Genomic DNA, 20381 nt, shown 5'->3' with positions numbered 1-20381 from the left:
ATGTCGAAAATGTCGAAAGTATTAAACTATATTAAGGGGGTTCAAGCTGTATGAATGAAGAAAAGGTATTTAAAGATCCCGTTCACAAATACATTTACGTGCAAGACGATACGATTTGGGATTTGATTAATACCCGTGAGTTTCAACGGCTGCGTCGCATTCGTCAATTAGGCACGTCGTATTTAACTTTTCATGGTGCAGAGCATAGCCGCTTCTCCCACTCGCTAGGTGTCTATGAAATTACGCGGAAAATTATTTCGCAATTCGAACGCAATCACTATGAGGATTGGCCGAAGGAAGAGCGTCTGCTATGTTTATGCGCAGCATTGCTTCATGATTTGGGTCATGGTCCGTTTTCACATTCCATTGAGAAGGCCTTTGGCACAAAGCACGAGGATTGGTCCTGCCGCATCGTGTTAGGGGATACTGAAGTGAACGAAGTGCTGAGTCGCGTCTCGCCTGATTTTCCGAAGAAAGTGGCAGGTGTCATCTGTAAATCCTATAGCGAAGAGATTGTCGTCAGCCTGGTTTCCAGTCAACTGGATGCGGACCGGATGGATTATTTGCTGCGTGATGCCTACTTTACAGGGGTTAACTATGGCACATTCGATCTGGAGCGAATTCTTCGTGTGATTAGGCCTTACAAAGGGCATATTGTTGTCAAAGAGAGCGGTATGCATGCGGTTGAGGATTATCTAATGTCTCGCTATCAGATGTACTGGCAGGTTTATTTTCATCCCGTTACGAGAAGTGCAGAAATTCTTTTGCATAAAGTATTTGCACGAGCTAAACATTTGTATGAGGAAGGCTATACGTTCGGATTCATGGTCGAGCCAATTCTTCATCTCATTCAGAATCAAATCTCCTTAGAAGATTATTTGCTGCTGGATGAGTCTGTCATGCAAACGATGCTGACCTTTTGGGTTCAAGAGAAGGATGGTATGCTGAGGGATATGTGCAAGCGCTTCTTGGATCGTAAATTGTACAAGTACAGTACCTTCGATGGGGATCAGGGGGAGCTTATTCAGCGTATGGAAAAAGTAATGAGCGAAGTTGGTTTCGATCCAACGTATTATATGGAGATCGATTTCCCTTCGAATCAATCCTATGACGTGTACAGAGCTGGTGAAAATGATGATAATTTGCCGATCTTCTTGCTGGATCATAAGGAGACGTTAACTGAAATTACGCATCGCTCCGAAATTGTACAGTCGATTAGTGGCTTCCAGATGGGTAAACATCATGTGTACTATCCAGAGGAGTTTCTTGAGCGGTTGAATGCCGAAGAATATCCGGATGTTTGGGAGATGTTGGGGGAGCAAGAATAAGCAGGAATAAGAGGCTATAGGCAAAATGGCGGAACATCATTATTCATATTTAGTTACATAAGGGAGAACAGTCATGCTAACGGATTCACACACACATTTAAATGCGGAGCAATTCAAAGATGATCAAGATGAAGTCATTCAGCGGGCGTTAGAGGTCGGCGTTACTAGAATTGTGAATGTTGGCTTTAATCGAGAAACGATTCCTAGCTCAATCGAGCTTGCTGAGAAATACGATTTTATATATTCGACGGTTGGCTGGCATCCTGTAGATGCGATAGATATGATGCCTGGCGATTTGGAATGGATTGAGTCCTTATGCCAGCATGAGAAGGTAGTCGCGATTGGGGAGATTGGTCTAGACTATTACTGGGACAAGTCGCCCAAGGATGTTCAGCAACGAGTTTTTCGGGAGCAAATTCGGCTTGCACGTAAGTTGGGGATGCCCATTGTGATTCATAATCGGGACGCACATCAAGACATTTTAACGATTCTCAAAGAAGAGAAGGCAGCGGAGGTCGGTGGCATCATGCATTGTTTCTCGGGCAGTTGGGAGACAGCGAAGCAGTGTCTGGATATGAATTTCCATATTTCCTTTGGAGGCCCCGTTACATTTAAAAATGCGGTGCAGCCGAAAGAGGTACTGGCGCAGGTTCCGCTTGACCGTTTATTGATCGAGACGGATGCGCCATACTTAACGCCACATCCTTTCCGCGGTAAGCGCAACGAAACTGGTTATGTTCGCTTGGTGGCCGAGACTGCCGCGGAAATTCGAGGAATGACGCTGGAAGAGATAGCTGAAATTACAACAAACAATGCGATTCGGTTACTCGGCCTCAAGTAAGGCGTTTTTCTTGAACTTCCGGCGTAGGACAACGCCACATGCAAAAGAAATAAAGGCAAGACTGAGCAAGGGGATGACGATATACAAGATGGGGGTTCCCATCATAAATGGAATCGTTAGGATCACAAGCTCTAGTAAGAGGGTTAGCCAGATGATGAAGGCTAGGGAGCCTGCTCTGGTTTGAGGTTCCAATGGATACATATGGAGCCAAAACGTATAGCGATGTGCACGCTCTAATGAAGTAAGCTGAACCATCGAGATGACAAGCGCAATGAGTAGGATGACGCTGCGTGCAGTCGTGGAATCTGCAACAGCCAGGGCTAAGATGCCAATCACAGTCAGACGTAGCACAATGGCGAACATCTCGGTGCGCAACAAGGTCTTCATATATAAGTAGAGAAACGCCGAATCCTGTCGAAATGGAATCGTTCGGGTAATCCCGCTGATCCAACCTCGGCGGGCTATTCGCGTTGGCAATTGAGGGACATCCACGAACCAGTTGAAGAAAGCGTAGAGTCTTGCTTGCTGTTGTTTCTCTTTGGCAATCAGATAGTCCCATCCGATCACATATTTACCTACGGATCGGAAGGCAATCAGCCAGATGAGTACAAGAAGTATGGCAGCTAGACTTGCCCATAAACTGCTATAGTGAAACTGGATCGTAATTAAGGCAAGCGATGCCACCCATCGAAAACAAACAGATACGAATCGAGTTCGTTCAGCGGCAAATCTGCCTTCCTGCCAACTCGCTAATAGGTTCGCTACTTTTAATAGAAGCAATAGAGCAAAAATGAGAAGAAATGGCTGTGCATCGGCACCTAGACAGTGTTTATATAGGGGTCTAACTGCGACCCAACCGAGAAATAACCAAACACCCTGAAGTGATAAGCTATACAAGTAGCTGCTTCGGAAATAGGTGCCCATTTCATGTTCAATCCGCAATAGAAACATCCGATCGGCACTGCGAGTCAACGTTCGAATGGAGCTTGAAGCGACGAGTGGAACGAGCACGAGCAACAAGATCCATAGGTATGGATAATCTGTCGGAAGACGCTGTAATGTTTTTGCATAATAATAGGAAGAAACGATGACAAGAAACAACAAAAAGCCGATAAAGTTGCTGCGCGCGGCATACTGCCAATATCCCATGGATTCCTTCCAATAATGTTGAAAACGCTGCTTCCATAATGCATGTGTATTAAATGCAGGTGTACTATTCGTTAAGTGACTCATGCCATGTCTCCTTGAACGAGCTTGTAGAAGATGTCGTCTAATGACGCCTGAGGCAGCGCCGTTTGGGCGCGTAATTCGACTAAATCTCCCTGAGCCACCATGTGCCCTTTGTGGAGAACGACATAAGCATCGCAATATTTTTCAATTGTAGACAAAATGTGTGAGGAAATGAGAAAGGATGCACCTTTTTTCTTCATTTGAACCATGAGATCAAGCAAGGAACGTATGGCTAAAGGATCCAGTCCGAGAAATGGTTCATCGATAATATATAAAGAAGGTTCGATCAGGAAGGCATTCATGATCATGACCTTCTGTTTCATCCCTTTGGATAAATGACTTGCGAAGCTATTCAGCTTGTCTTTCATTTGAAACTGCTCTAATAAGGATTGAGAACGAGTTTCATAATCCGCTTTAGAAATTCCGTAAGCCATCGCTGTTAGTTCGAGGTGTTCGCGAATCGTAAGCTCTTCGTATAACTCTGGACTTTCAGGCACATAAGCGTATGTTGCTCGGTAAGGCAGCGGATTTTCGGCTAACGTTAAACCGTTAATGCGAATGGACCCTTTTTGTGGTTGAAGCAGCCCGAGAATATTTTTGATGGTGGTACTTTTCCCTGCACCATTAAGTCCGATTAGCCCCATCATTTCACCTTGACGGATCGAGAAGGTAAGGTTATGAAGAACGGGTCTGTTGGGTAAATAACCACCGAATAAAGCGTTTACTTGCAAGATGGGACCCATCTCAATTGCCTCCCTAAATAGCAAATTTTTGGTATTATTCATTCAAATACTTCCAGAATCATTATAAACAAATTTGCATTTTTAGCCTAGTTTTGACCATTATACACTGAAAAATCGCGTATACGTACGTTAAAGTTAGGCACGTGTAGATATAAGTGGGTTATATATGAAAAATAATCGAAATTTAATCGATTTAGCCCTTTTTAACGGGTGTTAATCCCTTTACAGGTTGAGATTAACAGCGTAATATACTTTTCATAATAACTTAATATCCAATTTGCCAAATTTCCATTCGCTGAGTTCCAAATGTGGAAACGGGGGAACCACTGCAAGCTTAATGAGCATACCAATGCGGTTAAGTAAGCAGAGAGTAACAGGGGTGAATCATAGACGTCAAACAAGCAGTTTGCGTCTACGTAGGGCGACTCTCACGTCCGAATCCGTCAGCTAACCTCGTAAGCGTAAGAGAGGTAACGATTGTCGTGCGTGCTATTTGTATTTCATTATGCAAACTAAGCCAGCGAGAAGAGTCCTCTTCTTGCTGGCTTTTTGTCCACATACAGGGTTTTACACAGATCAGAAGACATAAAATAACCCGGAATTCATAGGATGATGAATAGGTAAAAGGGGGGGACGACCAGATTCGGCGAAGTAATTTGCTGATGATGGCGAGCGTTAAGTTAAACTAAAAACCTTAGTCGCGTCAAATTAATCATGCTGTAACCTGGCGGCGAGGCTTTGAAGGAGGACCGAAGAAGTGGGCAGTATCTCAATTAGCGAGACCCATGTAAAACGATCATCCAGCATGTCCTTCGCATTGCGATGGAAGCATGAAAACTTGCGTTTGATTTTAAGCCTAGCTATAATCTCAATCGCAATGACTTTCATGTTTTTGGTGTTGTTGTACGGAACGGCTACCAAGAGCGTATCCGTGGTTGTTAATGGACAAGAAACTATTGTGCACACGAAGCAATGGGTCCTGCAACGCCTACTGGATGAACAAGCCATAACGATTGGTGAGCACGATGAAATTTCAGCTTCACTCACGACCAAGCTCAAGGGTGGAGACAAAATTGTTATCGAGCATGCTTCACCGATTCAATTGACTGCTGATGGAAAGACCACCACTGTTTACACAACTGCAAGAACGGTAGAAAGTGCATTGCAACGTTTACATATTGCACTTGGGGAGAACGATCGTATTTCTCCCGAACCGACGTCCGCTCTTACCACTGGCGATGAAATCAAGATCGTCCGTGTGAAAAAAGAGACGGAGGAAGTCTCTGAACCGATCGCATTCGAGACAGAGAAAAAGAATGACGCATCTTTACTTAAAGGGAAAGAGCAAGTGGTCCAAGAAGGTAAAGAAGGCGTATTGGTCAAGAAGAAAGAAAAGACTTTCGAGGACGGTGTTTTAGTCGCGGAAGCAGTTGTGGGTGAAGAAGTACAAACAGAAAGCGTTAAGAAAGTAGTATCCGTAGGCACAAAAAATCCTGTGGTTGTTCTCTCCGCCTCTTCACCGAGTGTGGATGAGGTTTCCAAGAATGGTGTGACCTTTGGCTACAAACAAATTCTCAAAAACGTGAAGCTGACTGCTTATTCAGCGGATGTTGCGTCGACAGGCAAAACTGAGGGTTCCTCTGGGTATGGTAAAACCTACACAGGTACTACCGTGACTGAAGGGCGTACAATTGCCGTCGATCCGAAGGTTATTCCGCTTGGTTGGTGGGTGTACATTGAAGGGATTGGTTTCCGTCGTGCTGAGGATATTGGCAGCGGCGTGAAAGGCCAAATGATCGATGTGTACTATGAAGATCACGGCTATGCAAATAAATTCGGCACGAAGCAAGGGTACACTGTGTATGTGGTTGGCCCTACAAAACCGTCCCAAAACTAACGTGTAAACGATAGTTTCGACGGGAACACTACTTAATACACGTAGCTTGGCATCTGCCTGCGCGAAAGAAGAGGAGACCCCTCTTCTTTTTCTGCGTACTGGGGAAGGAAAACGGTGATGATAAAAGAAATGATCGTTGTGGAAGGCAAGGACGATACAGCTGCGATCAAACGGGCTGTGCAGGCTGATACGATTGAAACAGGCGGTTCCGCCATCGGACAAGCTGTACTGAAGCGGATTGCGCTGGCTCAGCAGCGCAGAGGCGTCATTATATTCACGGATCCGGATCACGCAGGGGAACGGATACGCAAAATCGTAGCAGCCAAGGTGCCTGGCTGCAAGCATGCCTTCATTACGCAGGAGCAAGCGGCGTATAAGGGCGACATCGGTGTCGAGAACGCGACGCCGGAGACGATCCGTCAGGCGCTTCAGAGCCTTCGGACAGAGTATAACGCTGCCGTCTCGCAGTTGACGATGGAGGATCTGATCGCTGCCGGTCTCATCGTGCATCCGGATGCGGCTGCACGCCGCTTGGCCGTAGGCAATGCGCTGGGCATTGGTTATTGCAATGGCAAGCAATTTTATAAGCGCTGCGCCATGTTTCAGATTTCTCGTGAGGAATTTGAGGCGGCGCTCGAACATTTGAATCATTAGAATCCCTAGAACCCTATAGATACGAGGTCTATACTATGAATATAACCGGACAAGAGGTTGTTGTAACAGCAGAAGATGTGGCAACACCGAGTAAAACGAAACAAATTATTAAGAGAAATGGTCTGGTGCTGAAAAAAAGCTTAGGCCAGAACTTCTTGATTGATCAAAATATATTGAGCAAAATCGTTATGGCTGCTGAGCTGGGGCCTACGAAGGCTGCGCTCGAGATCGGCCCTGGCATCGGCGCGCTCACACAGCAGCTAGCCAAGCTCGCTGGCCGCGTGCTGGCCGTCGAGATCGATCAGCGTCTGCTGCCCATCTTGGACGAGACGCTGGCTCCTTACCCCCATGCCACTGTCGTTCATGGGGATATCTTGAAGACGAACCTGCCGGAACTGTTCCGGCAGCATTTCGAAGGCATGGAAGGCGTCAGCGTTGTCGCCAACCTGCCTTACTACATCACGACGCCGATCATCATGAAGCTTCTCGAAGAGAAGCTTCCCCTGGAGAATATCGTCGTGATGATCCAAAAAGAAGTGGCCGACCGCATGGCGGCTCGTCCGGGCACCAAAGATTACGGCAGTCTTAGCATTGCCGTGCAGTTCTACTGCGAGCCGGAGCTCGTCACGATCGTGCCTCGCACCGTCTTCGTGCCGCAGCCGAACGTCGATTCCGCCGTCATCCGGCTGCGCGTGCGTCAAGCACCGCCAGTTGAAGTGGCGGACGTGGACTTCTTCTTCGCTGTCGTCCAAGCGTCCTTCGTTCAGCGTCGCAAAACCCTCTATAATAACCTCGCGGCGAGGTTCTTTACCAAAGAGCACAAGCCTGAGCTGGAAGCGTTGCTGCATGGCATTCAGATCGAGCCTTCACGCCGGGGTGAAACACTCAGCATGGAGGAGTTCGCACGCTTGTCTACGGCTCTTCGTGCGCACGGCTGCAAATAACCCGCACCAAATGCCTAGTCTCGCCATAGGATACCCTTAGGAGGGGATTTGTGCGATGAGGCAAGGAGATTTTGTTACCCGTATTTCCTATGGCGGCGACGTCGTGTTTAGAATTGAACGAATTGAGCATCTCAAGGCTATTCTGAGGGGTGTCGATTTTCGGTTACTTGCAGATGCGCCGCTCACGGATCTGACAAAAACGAATCCTAAGGAGACCTTAGATCATCCACGGTCAAGCTCGCCTGAATTTCGTGAGTCGCTGCGTCGCCTGGCGGTGTCCCAAGTGCAATTGCAAGAGAAGAATCAGATAGCTGTTAATCATAAACAAAAGTCACAACCGGCTCATAACAGCTATTTTGAAGTGCCGGGAAGAGTTCTTCACTTGGATGGCGATCCGAGCTATCTGCGAAAAAGTATGCAGCTCTACGGCGAATTGCGCGTACCTGCAGAAGGTTTCTTCATTCCTGAGGCGCAAATGGCGGAAGCACTGCAAAGATTGCTTCCTCAATATAAACCGGACATTGTCGTCATTACGGGGCATGATGGTATTTTGAAAAATCGGCAAAGCGTTAGCCCGAGCAATCTGTCGAGCTATAAGAATTCCCAAAACTTTGTGAATGCGGTGCGAGTGGCCAGACAATTTGAGAGGAATCGGGATTCCTTAATTATTGTGGCGGGTGCTTGTCAGTCGCATTTCGAAGCGTTATTGCGGGCCGGGGCTAACTTCGCAAGTTCTCCTGCGCGCATACTCATCCATGCCTTAGACCCTTTGTGCATCGCTGCTAAGCTGTCCTATACCCCAACAAGAGAAACGATTTCGATGTTGGATATTATGGATTTGACGGTGACAGGCCTAGAGGGGCTAGGCGGGGTCGAGACGCGGGGCAGTTATCGGATGGGTGTTCCTGGTATTCAGCACACAGAAGAGTCTGTATAGCTGAATTAGGCGCCCTTAGAGGACGACAAGTGGCTTACAGTTACTTGATGCGAGTATAACTTTAGCCAAATTGTGCGATTCTAAGCAACACTTTCTGTTATGAACTCCGTATGGAGGGTGACAGAAAGTGTTCTTTTTTTTTATCCGTGGCAGGCCGTTAAGCCTTGGTGGTTGCTCTTCTTCGGGAGTCTTGGGGAAGAAGTTTCTCCTTAACTGGAAAAGTGTGAATAATTTGCGAACATTGGTGACAACCTGAAGGGAGGAGAAATCGGAAAACCTGCAAAAATGCCGTTGACAACGGGATTGGGGTGCTGATATAATATTTGACCTCATTTGACATGATGGGGTGAATGGGTTATAATTGACAAGGAAAGAGGTGGTAGTTGACAATGGCAAAAAATGCGCTATTGGAAATCAAACGCAGTTTGGAGCCCCATGTTGGGCAGAAGATCATGTTGAGAGCGAATGGTGGCCGTCGTAAGACTGTCGAGCGTTCCGGTGTTTTAGAAGAAACCTACCCTTCTGTGTTTATTGTGAAATTAGATCAAGAATCCCATGCCTTCAAACGAGTGTCATACAGCTACGCCGATATCCTAACCGAGTCCGTCGAAGTTACCGTATGCAACGATGATGGTCAGGTTCGCATCACTTACATACAGCATTAGCTTAATAGCGTTCCGATATTGAACAGGCCCTTGTGGTCTGTTTTTGCTTTGTATCTATTTTGTATCTATCCGAAATATCAGGGCATACTATTCGAAATCGTCATCAATCACTGCTTATGATGGTTGCAGCGTTTATTGTGCGCAAATGATAAGGAGGATTTGGTATGAGTCGAAGAAGAAGTGTGATGTCTGAGAGTTTTAAATATGAGTTAGCGAAGGATCTTGGTTTCTACGATGTCGTGCAGCGAGAAGGCTGGTCAGGGATTCGCACGAAGGACGCAGGGAATATGGTGAAGCGGGCGATTCAAATTGCACAGGAGCATCTGGCTAAGCAATATGTTTCAGCTCCGACGAATGCTCACAACTCCTCGTCCAACTATCATCAGCCAACCGCAAGTCAGCCGTCATATAACGGACAGGGCTATACAAACTATTCACCGTCATATAACGGTCATCATCAGCAACAAACGGGCGCTACGAATTATCCGCCGGCTGGCTACCAGCAGTCTTACCAGCAGTCCGGACAAGGAACGCAACGTCCGTATTACAGCTAAAGCAAATGCTTTAGCTTTTTTTTTATGCTTTTGTTATAATATCGGGGTGGCTAACGAGCAAAAGAAGGTGATCGGATGAAGATTTTTGAGAAAGCACCGGCTAAAATTAATTTGTCTCTTGATGTTTTACATAAAAGGCCAGACGGTTACCATGAAGTTGAGATGGTAATGACGATGGTGGATTTGGCTGATCGGATCGAAATGCAGGAGATGGCGCGCGACACGATTATTATATCGAGTCAGGCGGGGTATATTCCGCTCGATGAGAAGAATCTAGCCTTTCAGGCTGCGCGTCTCATTAAAGACCGCTACGACGTCAAACAGGGCGTCTATATTCACTTAGACAAGCGGATACCAGTGGCTGCTGGTTTGGCAGGCGGGAGCAGTGACGCAGCAGCAACCTTACGGGGGCTCAACCGTCTCTGGAATCTGAATATCCCAAATGAGGAGCTTCAAGTGTTAGGCGCAGAGCTTGGCTCGGATGTGCCTTTCTGTGTGACGGGAGGAACTGCTCTTGCTACGGGGCGTGGCGAGAAGCTGGAACATATCTCAGCGCCACCTCAGTGCTGGGTTGTCCTAGCGAAGCCGCCTATTAATGTGTCGACTTCAGAGATCTATGGAAAGCTGAACGCGCGCGAAATCAAGCATCATCCTTCTACGTCAGGTGTATTAAGTGCGATACGGGACAAGCAGTTCGATCGTTTGTGCGATAATCTAGGCAATGTCCTGGAGGAAGTGACGCTGGATCTGTATCCAGAGGTCAGACATCTGAAGGAGTGCATGCAACGCTTAGGGGCAGACGGTGTATTGATGTCGGGCAGTGGGCCAACCGTCTTCGGTCTTGTTTCCAAGGAGGCGAAAGTGCCGCGCATCTATAACGGGTTGCGAGGCTTTTGTAAGGATGTTTACGCTGTGCGCATGCTGACCTAAAGTAGCTTAGTTGAGCCCCGTGACGGGGCTCTTTTTCATCTAAAGGGGCATATTGGAAAGAGAAGGTGACGAATCCTAGGCGATGTTAGATGTGTGTTAAGTTCGTGTTAACATATTTTTCATGGTTCGCTTGAACAAATACGTATAAAAGTGGTATATTTTCATTATAATATTCGGATTTTGGGGGGTAGTGCGATGAAAAAGTTGAAAAGGAGCGCTAGGCTGGTAGAAATGACACAATATTTGTTATTTCGCCCCCACTCGTTAATCCCTTTAACGACTTTTGCCGAGCGTTACAACTCCGCGAAATCTTCGATAAGCGAAGATCTTGCCATCATCAAGGAAGTTTTTGAAGAAGAAGGATTGGGCGAACTGAATACGCTGGCCGGAGCAGCCGGAGGCGTGAAGTTTTCACCGAAGGTGCCCAAAGAAATATCACTGAAGTTTATCCAGAACCTATGTTTGCAACTTCAACAACCAGAACGCATTCTTCCGGGCGGCTATTTGTATATGTCAGATATCATGGGACAACCCCAGTATTTGAACGAAATTGGCAAAACCTTTGCATCCGCTTTCGCAGGTCGCGACGTGGACGTAATTATGACCGTTGAAACCAAAGGAATACCGCTCGCGTATGCGACGGCTACTTATATGAATTTGCCAGTTGTAATTGTACGTAGAGACAGCCGAGTGACGGAAGGTTCTGCTGTTAGCATTAACTATGTGTCGGGCTCCAATAAGCGAATTCAGACCATGTCACTTGCAAGGCGCGCACTGAAGGAAGAATCCAAGGTGCTGATCATCGATGACTTCATGCATGTTGGCGGAACGATTCATGGCATGATGGACCTGCTAGCCGAGTTTAAAGCAACTGTACAAGGTGTTGGCGTATTCATGGAATCCTGCGAGGCCGAGGAGCAGTTGGTGGATAACTACGTGTCACTAGCTCGGCTATATGGCGTAGACTCCAAGACGAAACAAATTACGGTAGAGCCTGGCAACTATTTTGACGCTAAATAAAAGGAGATTCGTACAAATGGAATTCATTTCAACATCAGCAGCACCTGCTGCTATCGGACCTTACTCACAAGCGGTTAAACTGGGTAACCTGTTGTTTACTTCCGGACAAATCCCGCTAGGCTTAGATGGTCAAATCGTAGAAGGCGGCATCAAGGAACAGGCGCATCAAGTTTTTGCAAACTTGCAAGGCGTGCTTGAGGCAGCTGGTTCATCATTCAGCCAAGTTGTAAAGGCGACTGTATTTCTGAAGGACATGAACCAATTTGGCGAGCTTAATGAGATCTATGCAAGCTACTTCGGTGACCACAAACCTGCTAGATCTACCGTTGAAGTTGCAAGATTACCTCGTGATGTTTTTGTCGAAATTGAACTAATTGCTGTGATTCCTGTCGAAATTTAACAGAAACATTAAGAACACATTAAATTATCAAAAATTTCAAAATAATAAGAAGGAATTTGCATGAAGATGTTGAATATATCACCCAAGTCTCAGAGATGGAAAAAGGTGGTGAACACAAGTGCAAATTACAGATGTAAGACTCCGCCGGGTAAACTCCGAGGGGAGGATGAAGGCGATTGCTTCTATTACCATTGATAACGAGTTCGTCGTACACGACATTCGTGTCATCGATGGCAATAACGGAATGTTCGTTGCTATGCCGAGCAAGCGAACACCAGACGGTGAATTCCGCGACATCGCTCATCCGATTTCGTCCACAACTCGTGAGAAAATTCAAGCAGCAGTACTTGCTGAATATGATCGCGCGGCTGTAGAAGAGGAAGTTATTGAAGAAGGCGCATAATTCAGATTATTGAGAGAGCCCTTGGGGCTCTCTTTTCTTTTGACAGGTAATGATGCTATATTGGGGGAAGAACTCATCGTTTTAGAGATAAGATTTAGAGAGATATAAAGAGAAATCATGAATTCATAATAAAGGAGTTGGATATTCGTTGAAGCTCATGGCAATTGTGTTGGCTGCAGGACAAGGGAAACGAATGAAATCAAAGCTATACAAGGTGCTTCATCCGGTTGTTGGTAAACCGATGGTGGGTCACGTTGTAGATACGCTGGAACATATAGAAGTAACGCAAACCGTGGTGGTGGTTGGATTTGGTGCAGAAGCCGTAAAAGGCTACTTAGGCGATCGTGCCCAGTATGCGCTGCAAGAGCAACAGTTAGGAACGGGTCATGCCGTGCTTCAGGCCAAGGATCTACTTGGTGAGGAAGAGGGGATGACGGTTGTCATTTGCGGCGATACGCCTCTAATTACGGCAGCTACGCTGCAAGAGACGATTGAACTACATCAACAATCGGGCGCAGCAGCGACGATTCTCACAGCGCAGTTGGGTGAGCCGACAGGCTATGGACGTATTATTCGCGGAGCAGATGGGCGCGTAGCACGTATCGTTGAGCAGAAGGATTGCTCCCCGGAGGAAGCGGCTGTTCAGGAGATTAACACGGGTACGTACATTTTTGATAATCGTAAAATGTTCCATGCACTGGCGTCAGTTACGAACAAGAACGTACAGAATGAGTACTATTTGACTGATGTTATCGGGATTATGACAAGCGCTGGCGAAGTTGTTCAAGGGTATTGCATGGCAGATCCAGCTGAATCGATTGGTGTGAACGATCGTGTGGCATTGTCCGAAGCGGAGCAACTGTTCAAAGCACGGATTAACCGCGAGCATATGTTGAACGGGGTTACGATTATCGATCCAATCAATACGTATATCGAGAAGGATGTTACGATTGGCGCCGATACGGTTCTGCTACCAGGTACGATATTGCGCGGAAACACCCAGATTGGTGAACTGTGTACGATTGGACCGCAAACTGAAATCATCGATTCCATTATTCGGGACGAAGTAACAATTAAGCAATCCGTTCTTCAAGATGCTTATGTGGATAGTGAAACATCCGTTGGACCATTCGCGTATTTACGACCAGGCGCTAAGCTTGGCAAGCAAGTGAAGGTTGGCGATTTCGTTGAGATCAAAAATGCGACGCTGGGTGAAGGAACGAAGGTTTCTCATTTGAGCTACGTTGGTGATGCAGTGGTTGGCACGAATGTGAACATCGGCTGCGGTGCTATAACGGTGAATTATGATGGGTTTAATAAAAACCTAACGGAAATCGGAAATGATGCGTTTATTGGCAGTAATGTCAATTTGATTGCGCCTGTGAAAATCGGCGATGGGGCTTATGTGGTCGCTGGCACCACGATCACACATAATGTGAACGAAGGTGATCTGTCCATCGCTCGTGTACGCCAGGAGAATAAAGCGGGTTATGCTGATAAAATTAAAGCGCGGATGAAGGCGAAGAAAGAAAATAAAGGTCGTTGATAGACTGTGCGTTGCCATATACGACGGAGTAATTGAACAATAGGAATGGAACCTCTTAAGGCGGGGTACGCTAGCAATGAAGTGCTGCCCACTCAGCTTGGTTTACGTGGAAGAATCCAGGCTGAGCGAGACCGATAGAGGTTCTTTTTCGTAAGCTAGTCCATGGATCCAGCATCCGAATTAAGGTGAGTCTCCTCAATGAAAGCGCTTAATATCCAGGGCGCGAAACAAAAGTATGCTTCTTTCTGCTATAAAAGATACGATTAATCTTAACGAAATGACGGTTGTACATTTCAACGAAGCCTATATCCTTGTGCAGATTTTGATAGTATACTTGGACGGGTACGTCCGCATCGATATGATCTTGAAAATGATCATCTTCTGTAAGCTGTTGTCCATGAAGATACATCGTTCTTTTATCACCTACAGCTTTTATGGGATGGATAACATTAGGTAACAGGTATATTGTAAACAATAACCTTTAGAAGCGGGTTCCGCAAAGGTTTTTTAGTTTATCGCTAGTTGAAAAAGAAAGTATTCATTTTTACTTTCTAGTCAACCTGGACAAACACGCTCGTCCCTCGAAGGACGGCGTATCCGTTTATCTGTGGGGGGATTTTGAAAATTATGAAATGTTTTATCGGACTGGGAAATCCGGGAAAGCAGTATGAGCTAAATCGGCATAATGTTGGATTCATGGCAATTGATCGCTTTGCCGCCAAGTGGGGGATTACCTCTTTTCAGAATAAAGGAAAAGGGCTGCTCGCAGAAGGTAATGTGAACGGGACGAAGGTATATTTATTGAAACCAATGACGTACATGAACCTTTCAGGTGAATCCATGCGCGCCTTCCTTGATTTCTATAAAGCGAAATTGGAAGATGTCGTGATTGTTTATGATGATATGGACACATCCTTCGGTCAGATTCGTCTTCGTTATCAAGGGAGTCCAGGCGGACATAACGGTATTAAGTCCATTATTCAGCATGGGGGCACACAGATCTTTAATCGGATTCGAATTGGTGTGAATCGCCCGGCACCGGGCTATAATATTGCGGATTATGTACTGTCTAACTTTTCCAAAGATGAGATGAAGTCCATTAACGACGTACTGGATGTAACCTGCGATGCCATGGAGTTTAGTTTGGGTGAGTCTTTCGAGAAAACGATGGCTAAGTTTAATAAATAATCACCACAGGTGAACCTGCTGTATATATGATGATATGTAAGGTCCCTATTCGAAAATGACAATGGCAGATTCGGCTAATTATTCCGAAGAATGGTCATACTAGGATGTAATCGAATTGTCGAAGGAGGCATACATATGATCAAGTATATTTGCAGGCATTGTCATACCTTTGTCGGGGAAATTAATCAGCGTGCGATTACCGAGCAGCAGTTAGGCTTCCATTTCTTGACCCCTGATGAGCGTAGAGATATAATATCGTATAATACGAACGGAGATGTTACGGTTAGGGTCGTTTGCGACTACTGTCATGAGGCATTAGAAGCGAACCCAGAATTATCCCTGCTAGCCAGTCCGTTGCAATAATTTATGATGAAGATAAAGAGTTAATAGCCGAGGCAAGTGTGCCGAGGCTTCTTTTTGTGAGGGGAGTGTACTTGTTTGCAAGCTTTAATTCAAGCTTTTTCTGCGGATTCCGACTTTCAAACGATCGTGACAGGCCTCAAGTCCGAAATGAAAGAGCAGCTCATTGCCGGTTTAACTGGCTCTTCCAGACAAGTGATGCTGGCCTCACTTGCGCGTGAGCTGGAGCGTCCGCTTTTCGTTGTTACGCACAATATGTTCGCTGCGCAAAAAATAGCGGAAGACCTCTTGGAGTGTCTATCCCCTGATGAAGTGCTGCTCTATCCATCTCAAGAGCTTCTGACGACAGAAGAAGCGGCTTCAAGCCCAGAGATGCTAGCGCAGCGTATTGACGTTCTCACTAAACTCGCTGGCGGATTTCGCGGTGTAGTTATTGCGCCTTTTGCTGGTGTGCGAAGATTGCTGCCACTCAAACAGGTGTTCGAGGAATCCCGAGTAACGATTAATGTCGGTGATACGGTTCAATTAGACGAGCTGCTGGCTTCTTTATCCAGCCTAGGCTATGAACGGGTTGAACGCGTTGAAACCAAAGGCGAAATGAGTGTGCGAGGCGGCATTCTCGATTTATTTCCGCTAACGTCGGAGAATGCGATTCGGATTGAGCTGTTTGATATCGAAGTCGACTCTATTCGGACTTTCGATGTAAGTGACCAGCGGTCAATTGACAAACTAACAACGGTGACGATCCCCCCATGCCGCGAGATTCAAGCGGATAGAAAGCGGTTACAGTCAGCCGCACAGCACGCATATGAGCTGCTGCAAGCGCAGTTGGCGAAGATGAGCGAACGCTCAGCCAAAGACAAGCTGTTGGAGGTCGTAGGCCGCGATATCGAGCTTATGCGAGAAGGGCAGACGTTCCCAGGCATTTATAAATATATTTCTCTCCTATACACGGAAAGACAGACACTCATGGACTACATGCCCACAGACTCGATTCTCATTATCGACGAGCCTGCCCGCCTCCTGGAAACAGCGAAGCAGCTCGAGCGAGATGAAGCCGAGTGGATGATGCATGCGTTGACTGAGGGGAAGAGCTTGCCGGCTTTTGTGCTGTCCAAATCTTACGAGACCCTGCTGCACCGCAGACCGTTCCCGACGTTGTATGTGTCCCTTTTCCTTCGTCAGGTAGCGGGTATTCAGCCGCAGAATATCGTGAACTTCGTATGCCGTGTCATGCAAAACTTCCATGGGCAGATGAATCTCCTCAAGGCGGAGATGGAGCGGTGGAAGAAGAATGGCAGTAAGGTCATTCTTCTAGCGAATGGCGATGACCGTGCAGAACGTGTACGTCGTGTTCTTGGTGACTACCAGATTGAAGTTCCTGAGATTGTAGATGGCAATCTGCAAACAGGCTTTGAAATGCCTTCCATTCATCTCGTCGTGATTACAGAGGGTGAGATATTCACTCAGAAGCAGCGTAAAGCACGTAAAGTGGAGAAGAAGCTGGAGAACGCAGAACGGATCAAAAGCTATCAAGAGCTGAAGGTCGGCGACTACGTTGTCCACGTCAATCACGGGATCGGGAAATACGTTGGCATCGGCACGTTAGAGGTTGGCGGGATTCATAAGGATTATTTGCATATTATGTACGCCGGCGGCGATAAGCTGTCTGTTCCGATTGATCAAATTGATTTGATTCAGAAATATGTCGGTTCCGAAGAGAAAGAACCGAAAGTATATAAACTTGGCGGCACTGATTGGGCACGGGTGAAAAGCAAAGCACGTGCATCTGTCAAAGATATTGCAGATGAGCTGATTAAGCTGTATGCCGAGCGTCAAGCTGCGACGGGTTACGGATTTAGCAAGGATAGTTCCTATCAGAACGAGTTCGAAGCGATGTTCCCCTACGATGAAACACGGGATCAGCTTCGTGCGATTGAAGAAATTAAAACGGATATGGAAAAAGCACGTCCTATGGATCGATTGTTATGCGGAGACGTGGGCTACGGCAAAACCGAAGTTGCCGTTCGTGCAGCCTTCAAGGCAGCGATTGACGGGAAGCAGGTTGCTGTTCTCGTGCCAACGACGATTTTGGCGCAGCAGCATTATGAAACGTTCCGTGAACGCTTCTCCGGTTATCCGTTCAATGTGAAAGTGTTAAGTCGTTTCCGTTCGAAGAAAGAGCAGACGGAGGTCATGAAAGGGGTCAAGAAAGGCGTCGTTGACGTCGTGATTGGAACTCATCGCCTCTTGTCGCAAGACATTCAGTTTAAGGATCTAGGTTTGCTCATCGTCGATGAGGAGCAGCGTTTCGGTGTGTCCCACAAAGAGAAGCTCAAGCGTTTGAAGACGAACGTGGACGTGCTGACGCTAACGGCGACGCCAATTCCAAGAACATTGCATATGTCCATGTTGGGCGTTCGTGACTTGTCAGTTATTGAGACCCCGCCAGAGAACCGTTTCCCGGTTCAGACCTATGTGGTGGAATACGGGCCGACGCTGGTCAGAGAAGCTATCGAGCGTGAGCTAGCGCGTGAGGGGCAAGTCTATTATCTATACAATCGCGTGCAAGGCATTACACAAATCGCTGATCAAATCTCGATGATGATTCCGGATGCACGTGTAACCGTAGCGCATGGTCAAATGGGTGAGCAGGAGCTCGAGAAAACGATTCTCGATTTCTTGGACGGGGAGTACGATGTTCTCGTCAGCACGAGCATTATCGAAACCGGCGTAGATATCCCGAATGTGAATACACTTATTGTCCATGATGCTGATAAAATGGGTCTTTCCCAGCTCTATCAGCTGCGCGGACGTGTAGGCAGGTCGAATCGCGTCGCTTATGCGTATTTCACGTATCAGCGTGATAAAGTGCTGACAGAAGTAGCCGAGAAACGACTTCAAGCGATTAAAGAGTTTACAGAACTTGGTTCAGGCTTTAAAATTGCGATGAGGGACTTATCCATTCGTGGCGCAGGAAACTTATTAGGTGCTGAACAGCACGGCTTTATTGCTTCTGTCGGCTTTGATTTGTACTCGCAAATGTTAGCTGAAGAAATCGCAAAGCTGAAGCTGGAGATAGATGGAGAAGCAGTCATTCCAGAACCGGAATGGCATACGTCAATCGACATTCAATTGGATGCGTATCTGCCATCTGATTACATCTATGACAGCATGCAAAAAATCGAAATTTACAAAAAAGTGGCCGCCATTCGTACGCTGGAAGAAGCCGCGGATCTGCATGATGAGCTCGTTGATCGCTTCGGCGATCTGCCGCAGGCCGTGTTCAACCTACTGACAGTGGCTCGTTTGAAAGCATACGGTTCGGATTACCGGATTGAAACGATTAGCCAAAAAGGGGAGGATTACCTAATCAAGGTGCATATCGACCAGAATGGCAGGCTGGATGGCCAGAAGCTGCTCGCCTTGTCCAAAGGCTTTGATGGTCGTATCAAATTGAACGCAGATCCGCAGCTACTTATTGTTATCCGATTTAAAGGCATGAAGCCGGAAGCCTCCATCGAATTGTTGGAGAAATTCTTGGTACAATATAAGGATGTTCTGAAAACGAAAGGGGAATTACAGGATGTTGCCAAATGAAACTAGCAGACAACGACGTACTTCGAAAAAATGGATCTTAGGTTTGGTGACAGTAGTCCTTGCATTCTCTGTCCTCAGCGCGTGTGGAGACAAAAAGGAAGGCGCTGCAACAGCTTCGCCTTCCGCATCAGCGGCTGCAACAGGTAATCCAAGCGATATTATTGCTACGTACAAAGAAGGCGGAAAAATTACACGCGGTGAATTCGATTCTTTCATCAACGTAAATAAAATGTTTTCCCCACAATTAGCTCAATATTTGGCTGATCCAGCTTTTCAACAAGATATGTTGAAGCAAATGGTTACTTTCCGTGTTCTTTCCGCTAAAGCGGACGACAAAGTGAAAGCGGATGCTGACAAACAAGTAACAGAGCAAATGAAAGCCATCACTGACTACTTCGGTAAACAAGAAGGCGGAATGGACAAGCAGTTGAAAGACAACGGTATCGAATTGAAAGATATCGAGTCCTTGATGAAATTAAGCTTCTACACAATGGGCAGCATGGAAAGCAAAATTACGGACCAAGCGGTTCAAGATGCTTACAAAGAACAAGCAGCTGCACATGCGTTTGACGTTGCAACCGTTAGCCATATCCTGATCGCGTTGAAGGATTCTGCAACACAAAAAGATCTTCGTACGAAAGAAGAGGCGCTCAAGATAGCGAAAGAAGTAAAGGCGAAGTTGGATGCAGGCGGCGATTTCGCAGCACTTGCGAAAGAATTCTCTGACGATCCAGGTTCCAAGGATGTAGGCGGCACGTACAAAGATGCCAACATCAATGAATGGGTAACAGAGTTCAAAGATGCAGCAAGCACGCTTCCATTGAACAAAATCAGTGATCCTGTAGAATCCACTTTCGGTTATCACGTGATGAAAGTAGAATCCAGAAGCACGAAGCAACTGGATGATACACTTAAAACACAAATCAAATCTCAGCTAGCAGAGAAATCCTTGTCTGAATTTGCTGAAACTGAGTACCCGAAATTGATCGAAACGAATAACCTTCCTAAAGTAGAAGCGGCGCCAGCACCAGCAGCTAGCCCTGCTGCTAGTCCTGCAGCAAGCCCGGCGGCAAAGTAAGAACTTACCAGGATGTCCGATAATGGACATCCTGTTTTTATTTCTCATTTTTGGACATGATAA

Annotated in this window: 19 protein-coding genes, 1 pseudogene and 1 riboswitch; of the genes and pseudogenes, 17 read left to right on the top strand and 3 right to left on the bottom strand. The window is 46.5% G+C overall.

Translation table 11 applies throughout. From position 1 onward, the window contains the following. The first annotated feature begins 50 nt into the window (after positions 1-50). Together GC096_RS07015 and GC096_RS07010 are read left to right on the top strand one after the other, a co-directional pair. Positions 51-1328, top strand: a complete 1278-nt coding sequence (locus GC096_RS07015; protein ID WP_171629533.1) for an HD domain-containing protein — start codon at positions 51-53, stop codon at positions 1326-1328. A 73-nt stretch (positions 1329-1401) separates the two neighbouring features. Further along, complete coding sequence (locus GC096_RS07010) at positions 1402-2169, top strand: TatD family hydrolase (protein ID WP_171629532.1); 768 nt, start codon at positions 1402-1404, stop codon at positions 2167-2169. Here GC096_RS07010 and GC096_RS07005 read toward each other — a convergent pair. Both GC096_RS07005 and GC096_RS07000 read right to left on the bottom strand, forming a co-directional pair. Next, on the bottom strand, positions 2152-3402 hold the full coding sequence (locus tag GC096_RS07005; RefSeq protein ID WP_171629531.1) for an ABC transporter permease: 1251 nt from the start codon (positions 3400-3402) through the stop codon (positions 2152-2154). The two genes, GC096_RS07010 and GC096_RS07005, sit on opposite strands and share 18 nt — an antisense overlap. Beyond that, on the bottom strand, positions 3399-4142 hold the full coding sequence (locus tag GC096_RS07000) for an ABC transporter ATP-binding protein (RefSeq protein WP_171629530.1): 744 nt from the start codon (positions 4140-4142) through the stop codon (positions 3399-3401). The genes GC096_RS07005 and GC096_RS07000 overlap by 4 nt, the downstream gene beginning before the upstream one ends. A gap of 283 nt (positions 4143-4425) precedes the next feature. Next, positions 4426-4619, top strand: a riboswitch (cyclic di-AMP (ydaO/yuaA leader). 280 nt (positions 4620-4899) lie between these two features. Here GC096_RS07000 and GC096_RS06995 point away from each other — a divergent pair. The 11 genes and pseudogenes from GC096_RS06995 to glmU all read left to right on the top strand — a co-directional run bounded on the left by GC096_RS06995 (position 4900) and on the right by glmU (position 14092). After that, positions 4900-6039, top strand: a complete 1140-nt coding sequence (locus GC096_RS06995; protein WP_312886208.1) for a resuscitation-promoting factor — start codon at positions 4900-4902, stop codon at positions 6037-6039. A 117-nt stretch (positions 6040-6156) separates the two neighbouring features. Beyond that, positions 6157-6693: a ribonuclease M5 gene (gene rnmV, locus GC096_RS06990; protein ID WP_171629543.1), complete on the top strand. Its 537-nt coding sequence runs from the start codon at positions 6157-6159 to the stop codon at positions 6691-6693. 35 nt (positions 6694-6728) lie between these two features. Next, a complete protein-coding gene (rsmA, locus tag GC096_RS06985; RefSeq protein WP_171629529.1) occupies positions 6729-7637 on the top strand; it encodes a 16S rRNA (adenine(1518)-N(6)/adenine(1519)-N(6))-dimethyltransferase RsmA in 909 nt (302 codons plus the stop codon). A 55-nt stretch (positions 7638-7692) separates the two neighbouring features. Beyond that, complete coding sequence (gene yabG, locus GC096_RS06980; protein ID WP_171629528.1) at positions 7693-8574, top strand: sporulation peptidase YabG; 882 nt, start codon at positions 7693-7695, stop codon at positions 8572-8574. Positions 8575-8963: 389 nt separating this feature from the next. After that, entirely contained in the window at positions 8964-9239 is a 276-nt protein-coding gene (veg, locus tag GC096_RS06975) for a biofilm formation stimulator Veg (RefSeq protein ID WP_028557365.1), read from the top strand. A gap of 164 nt (positions 9240-9403) precedes the next feature. Further along, positions 9404-9574, top strand: a pseudogene (locus tag GC096_RS06970) (small, acid-soluble spore protein, alpha/beta type); the annotation flags it as partial. A 294-nt stretch (positions 9575-9868) separates the two neighbouring features. Then, positions 9869-10723, top strand: coding sequence for a 4-(cytidine 5'-diphospho)-2-C-methyl-D-erythritol kinase (gene ispE / locus GC096_RS06965; protein ID WP_056617998.1), 855 nt, complete (start codon positions 9869-9871; stop codon positions 10721-10723). A gap of 195 nt (positions 10724-10918) precedes the next feature. Then, the gene (gene purR, locus GC096_RS06960; protein ID WP_171629527.1) at positions 10919-11743 is read left to right on the top strand and encodes a pur operon repressor; all 825 of its coding nucleotides are present in this window, start codon (positions 10919-10921) and stop codon (positions 11741-11743) included. Between the two features lie 16 nt (positions 11744-11759). Further along, complete coding sequence (locus tag GC096_RS06955; protein WP_171629526.1) at positions 11760-12143, top strand: RidA family protein; 384 nt, start codon at positions 11760-11762, stop codon at positions 12141-12143. A gap of 118 nt (positions 12144-12261) precedes the next feature. Then, on the top strand, positions 12262-12546 hold the full coding sequence (spoVG, locus tag GC096_RS06950) for a septation regulator SpoVG (RefSeq protein WP_028557369.1): 285 nt from the start codon (positions 12262-12264) through the stop codon (positions 12544-12546). A gap of 148 nt (positions 12547-12694) precedes the next feature. Further along, positions 12695-14092, top strand: coding sequence for a bifunctional UDP-N-acetylglucosamine diphosphorylase/glucosamine-1-phosphate N-acetyltransferase GlmU (gene glmU / locus GC096_RS06945; protein ID WP_281366743.1), 1398 nt, complete (start codon positions 12695-12697; stop codon positions 14090-14092). 208 nt (positions 14093-14300) lie between these two features. On the opposite strand, the gene GC096_RS06940 is transcribed toward glmU, so the two are convergent. Then, positions 14301-14501, bottom strand: a complete 201-nt coding sequence (locus tag GC096_RS06940) for a hypothetical protein (RefSeq protein WP_171629525.1) — start codon at positions 14499-14501, stop codon at positions 14301-14303. A 218-nt stretch (positions 14502-14719) separates the two neighbouring features. Here GC096_RS06940 and pth point away from each other — a divergent pair, with 218 nt between their 5' ends. The 4 genes from pth to GC096_RS06920 all read left to right on the top strand — a co-directional run bounded on the left by pth (position 14720) and on the right by GC096_RS06920 (position 20318). Next, the gene (gene pth / locus GC096_RS06935) at positions 14720-15280 is read left to right on the top strand and encodes an aminoacyl-tRNA hydrolase (RefSeq protein ID WP_171629541.1); all 561 of its coding nucleotides are present in this window, start codon (positions 14720-14722) and stop codon (positions 15278-15280) included. A gap of 135 nt (positions 15281-15415) precedes the next feature. Then, positions 15416-15643, top strand: coding sequence for an anti-sigma-F factor Fin (fin, locus tag GC096_RS06930; RefSeq protein ID WP_056617980.1), 228 nt, complete (start codon positions 15416-15418; stop codon positions 15641-15643). A 75-nt stretch (positions 15644-15718) separates the two neighbouring features. Beyond that, positions 15719-19240, top strand: a complete 3522-nt coding sequence (gene mfd / locus GC096_RS06925; RefSeq protein WP_171629524.1) for a transcription-repair coupling factor — start codon at positions 15719-15721, stop codon at positions 19238-19240. Next, a complete protein-coding gene (locus tag GC096_RS06920) occupies positions 19227-20318 on the top strand; it encodes a peptidylprolyl isomerase (RefSeq protein ID WP_171629523.1) in 1092 nt (363 codons plus the stop codon). The genes mfd and GC096_RS06920 overlap by 14 nt, the downstream gene beginning before the upstream one ends. Positions 20319-20381 lie beyond the last annotated feature (63 nt).

It is taken from the genome of Paenibacillus plantarum (genome assembly GCF_013141695.1).
GTDB lineage: Bacteria > Bacillota > Bacilli > Paenibacillales > NBRC-103111 > Paenibacillus_E > Paenibacillus_E plantarum.
The sequence above is the reverse complement of the archived record's forward strand: the minus strand, read 5'-3'. Positions and strand labels throughout refer to the sequence as shown.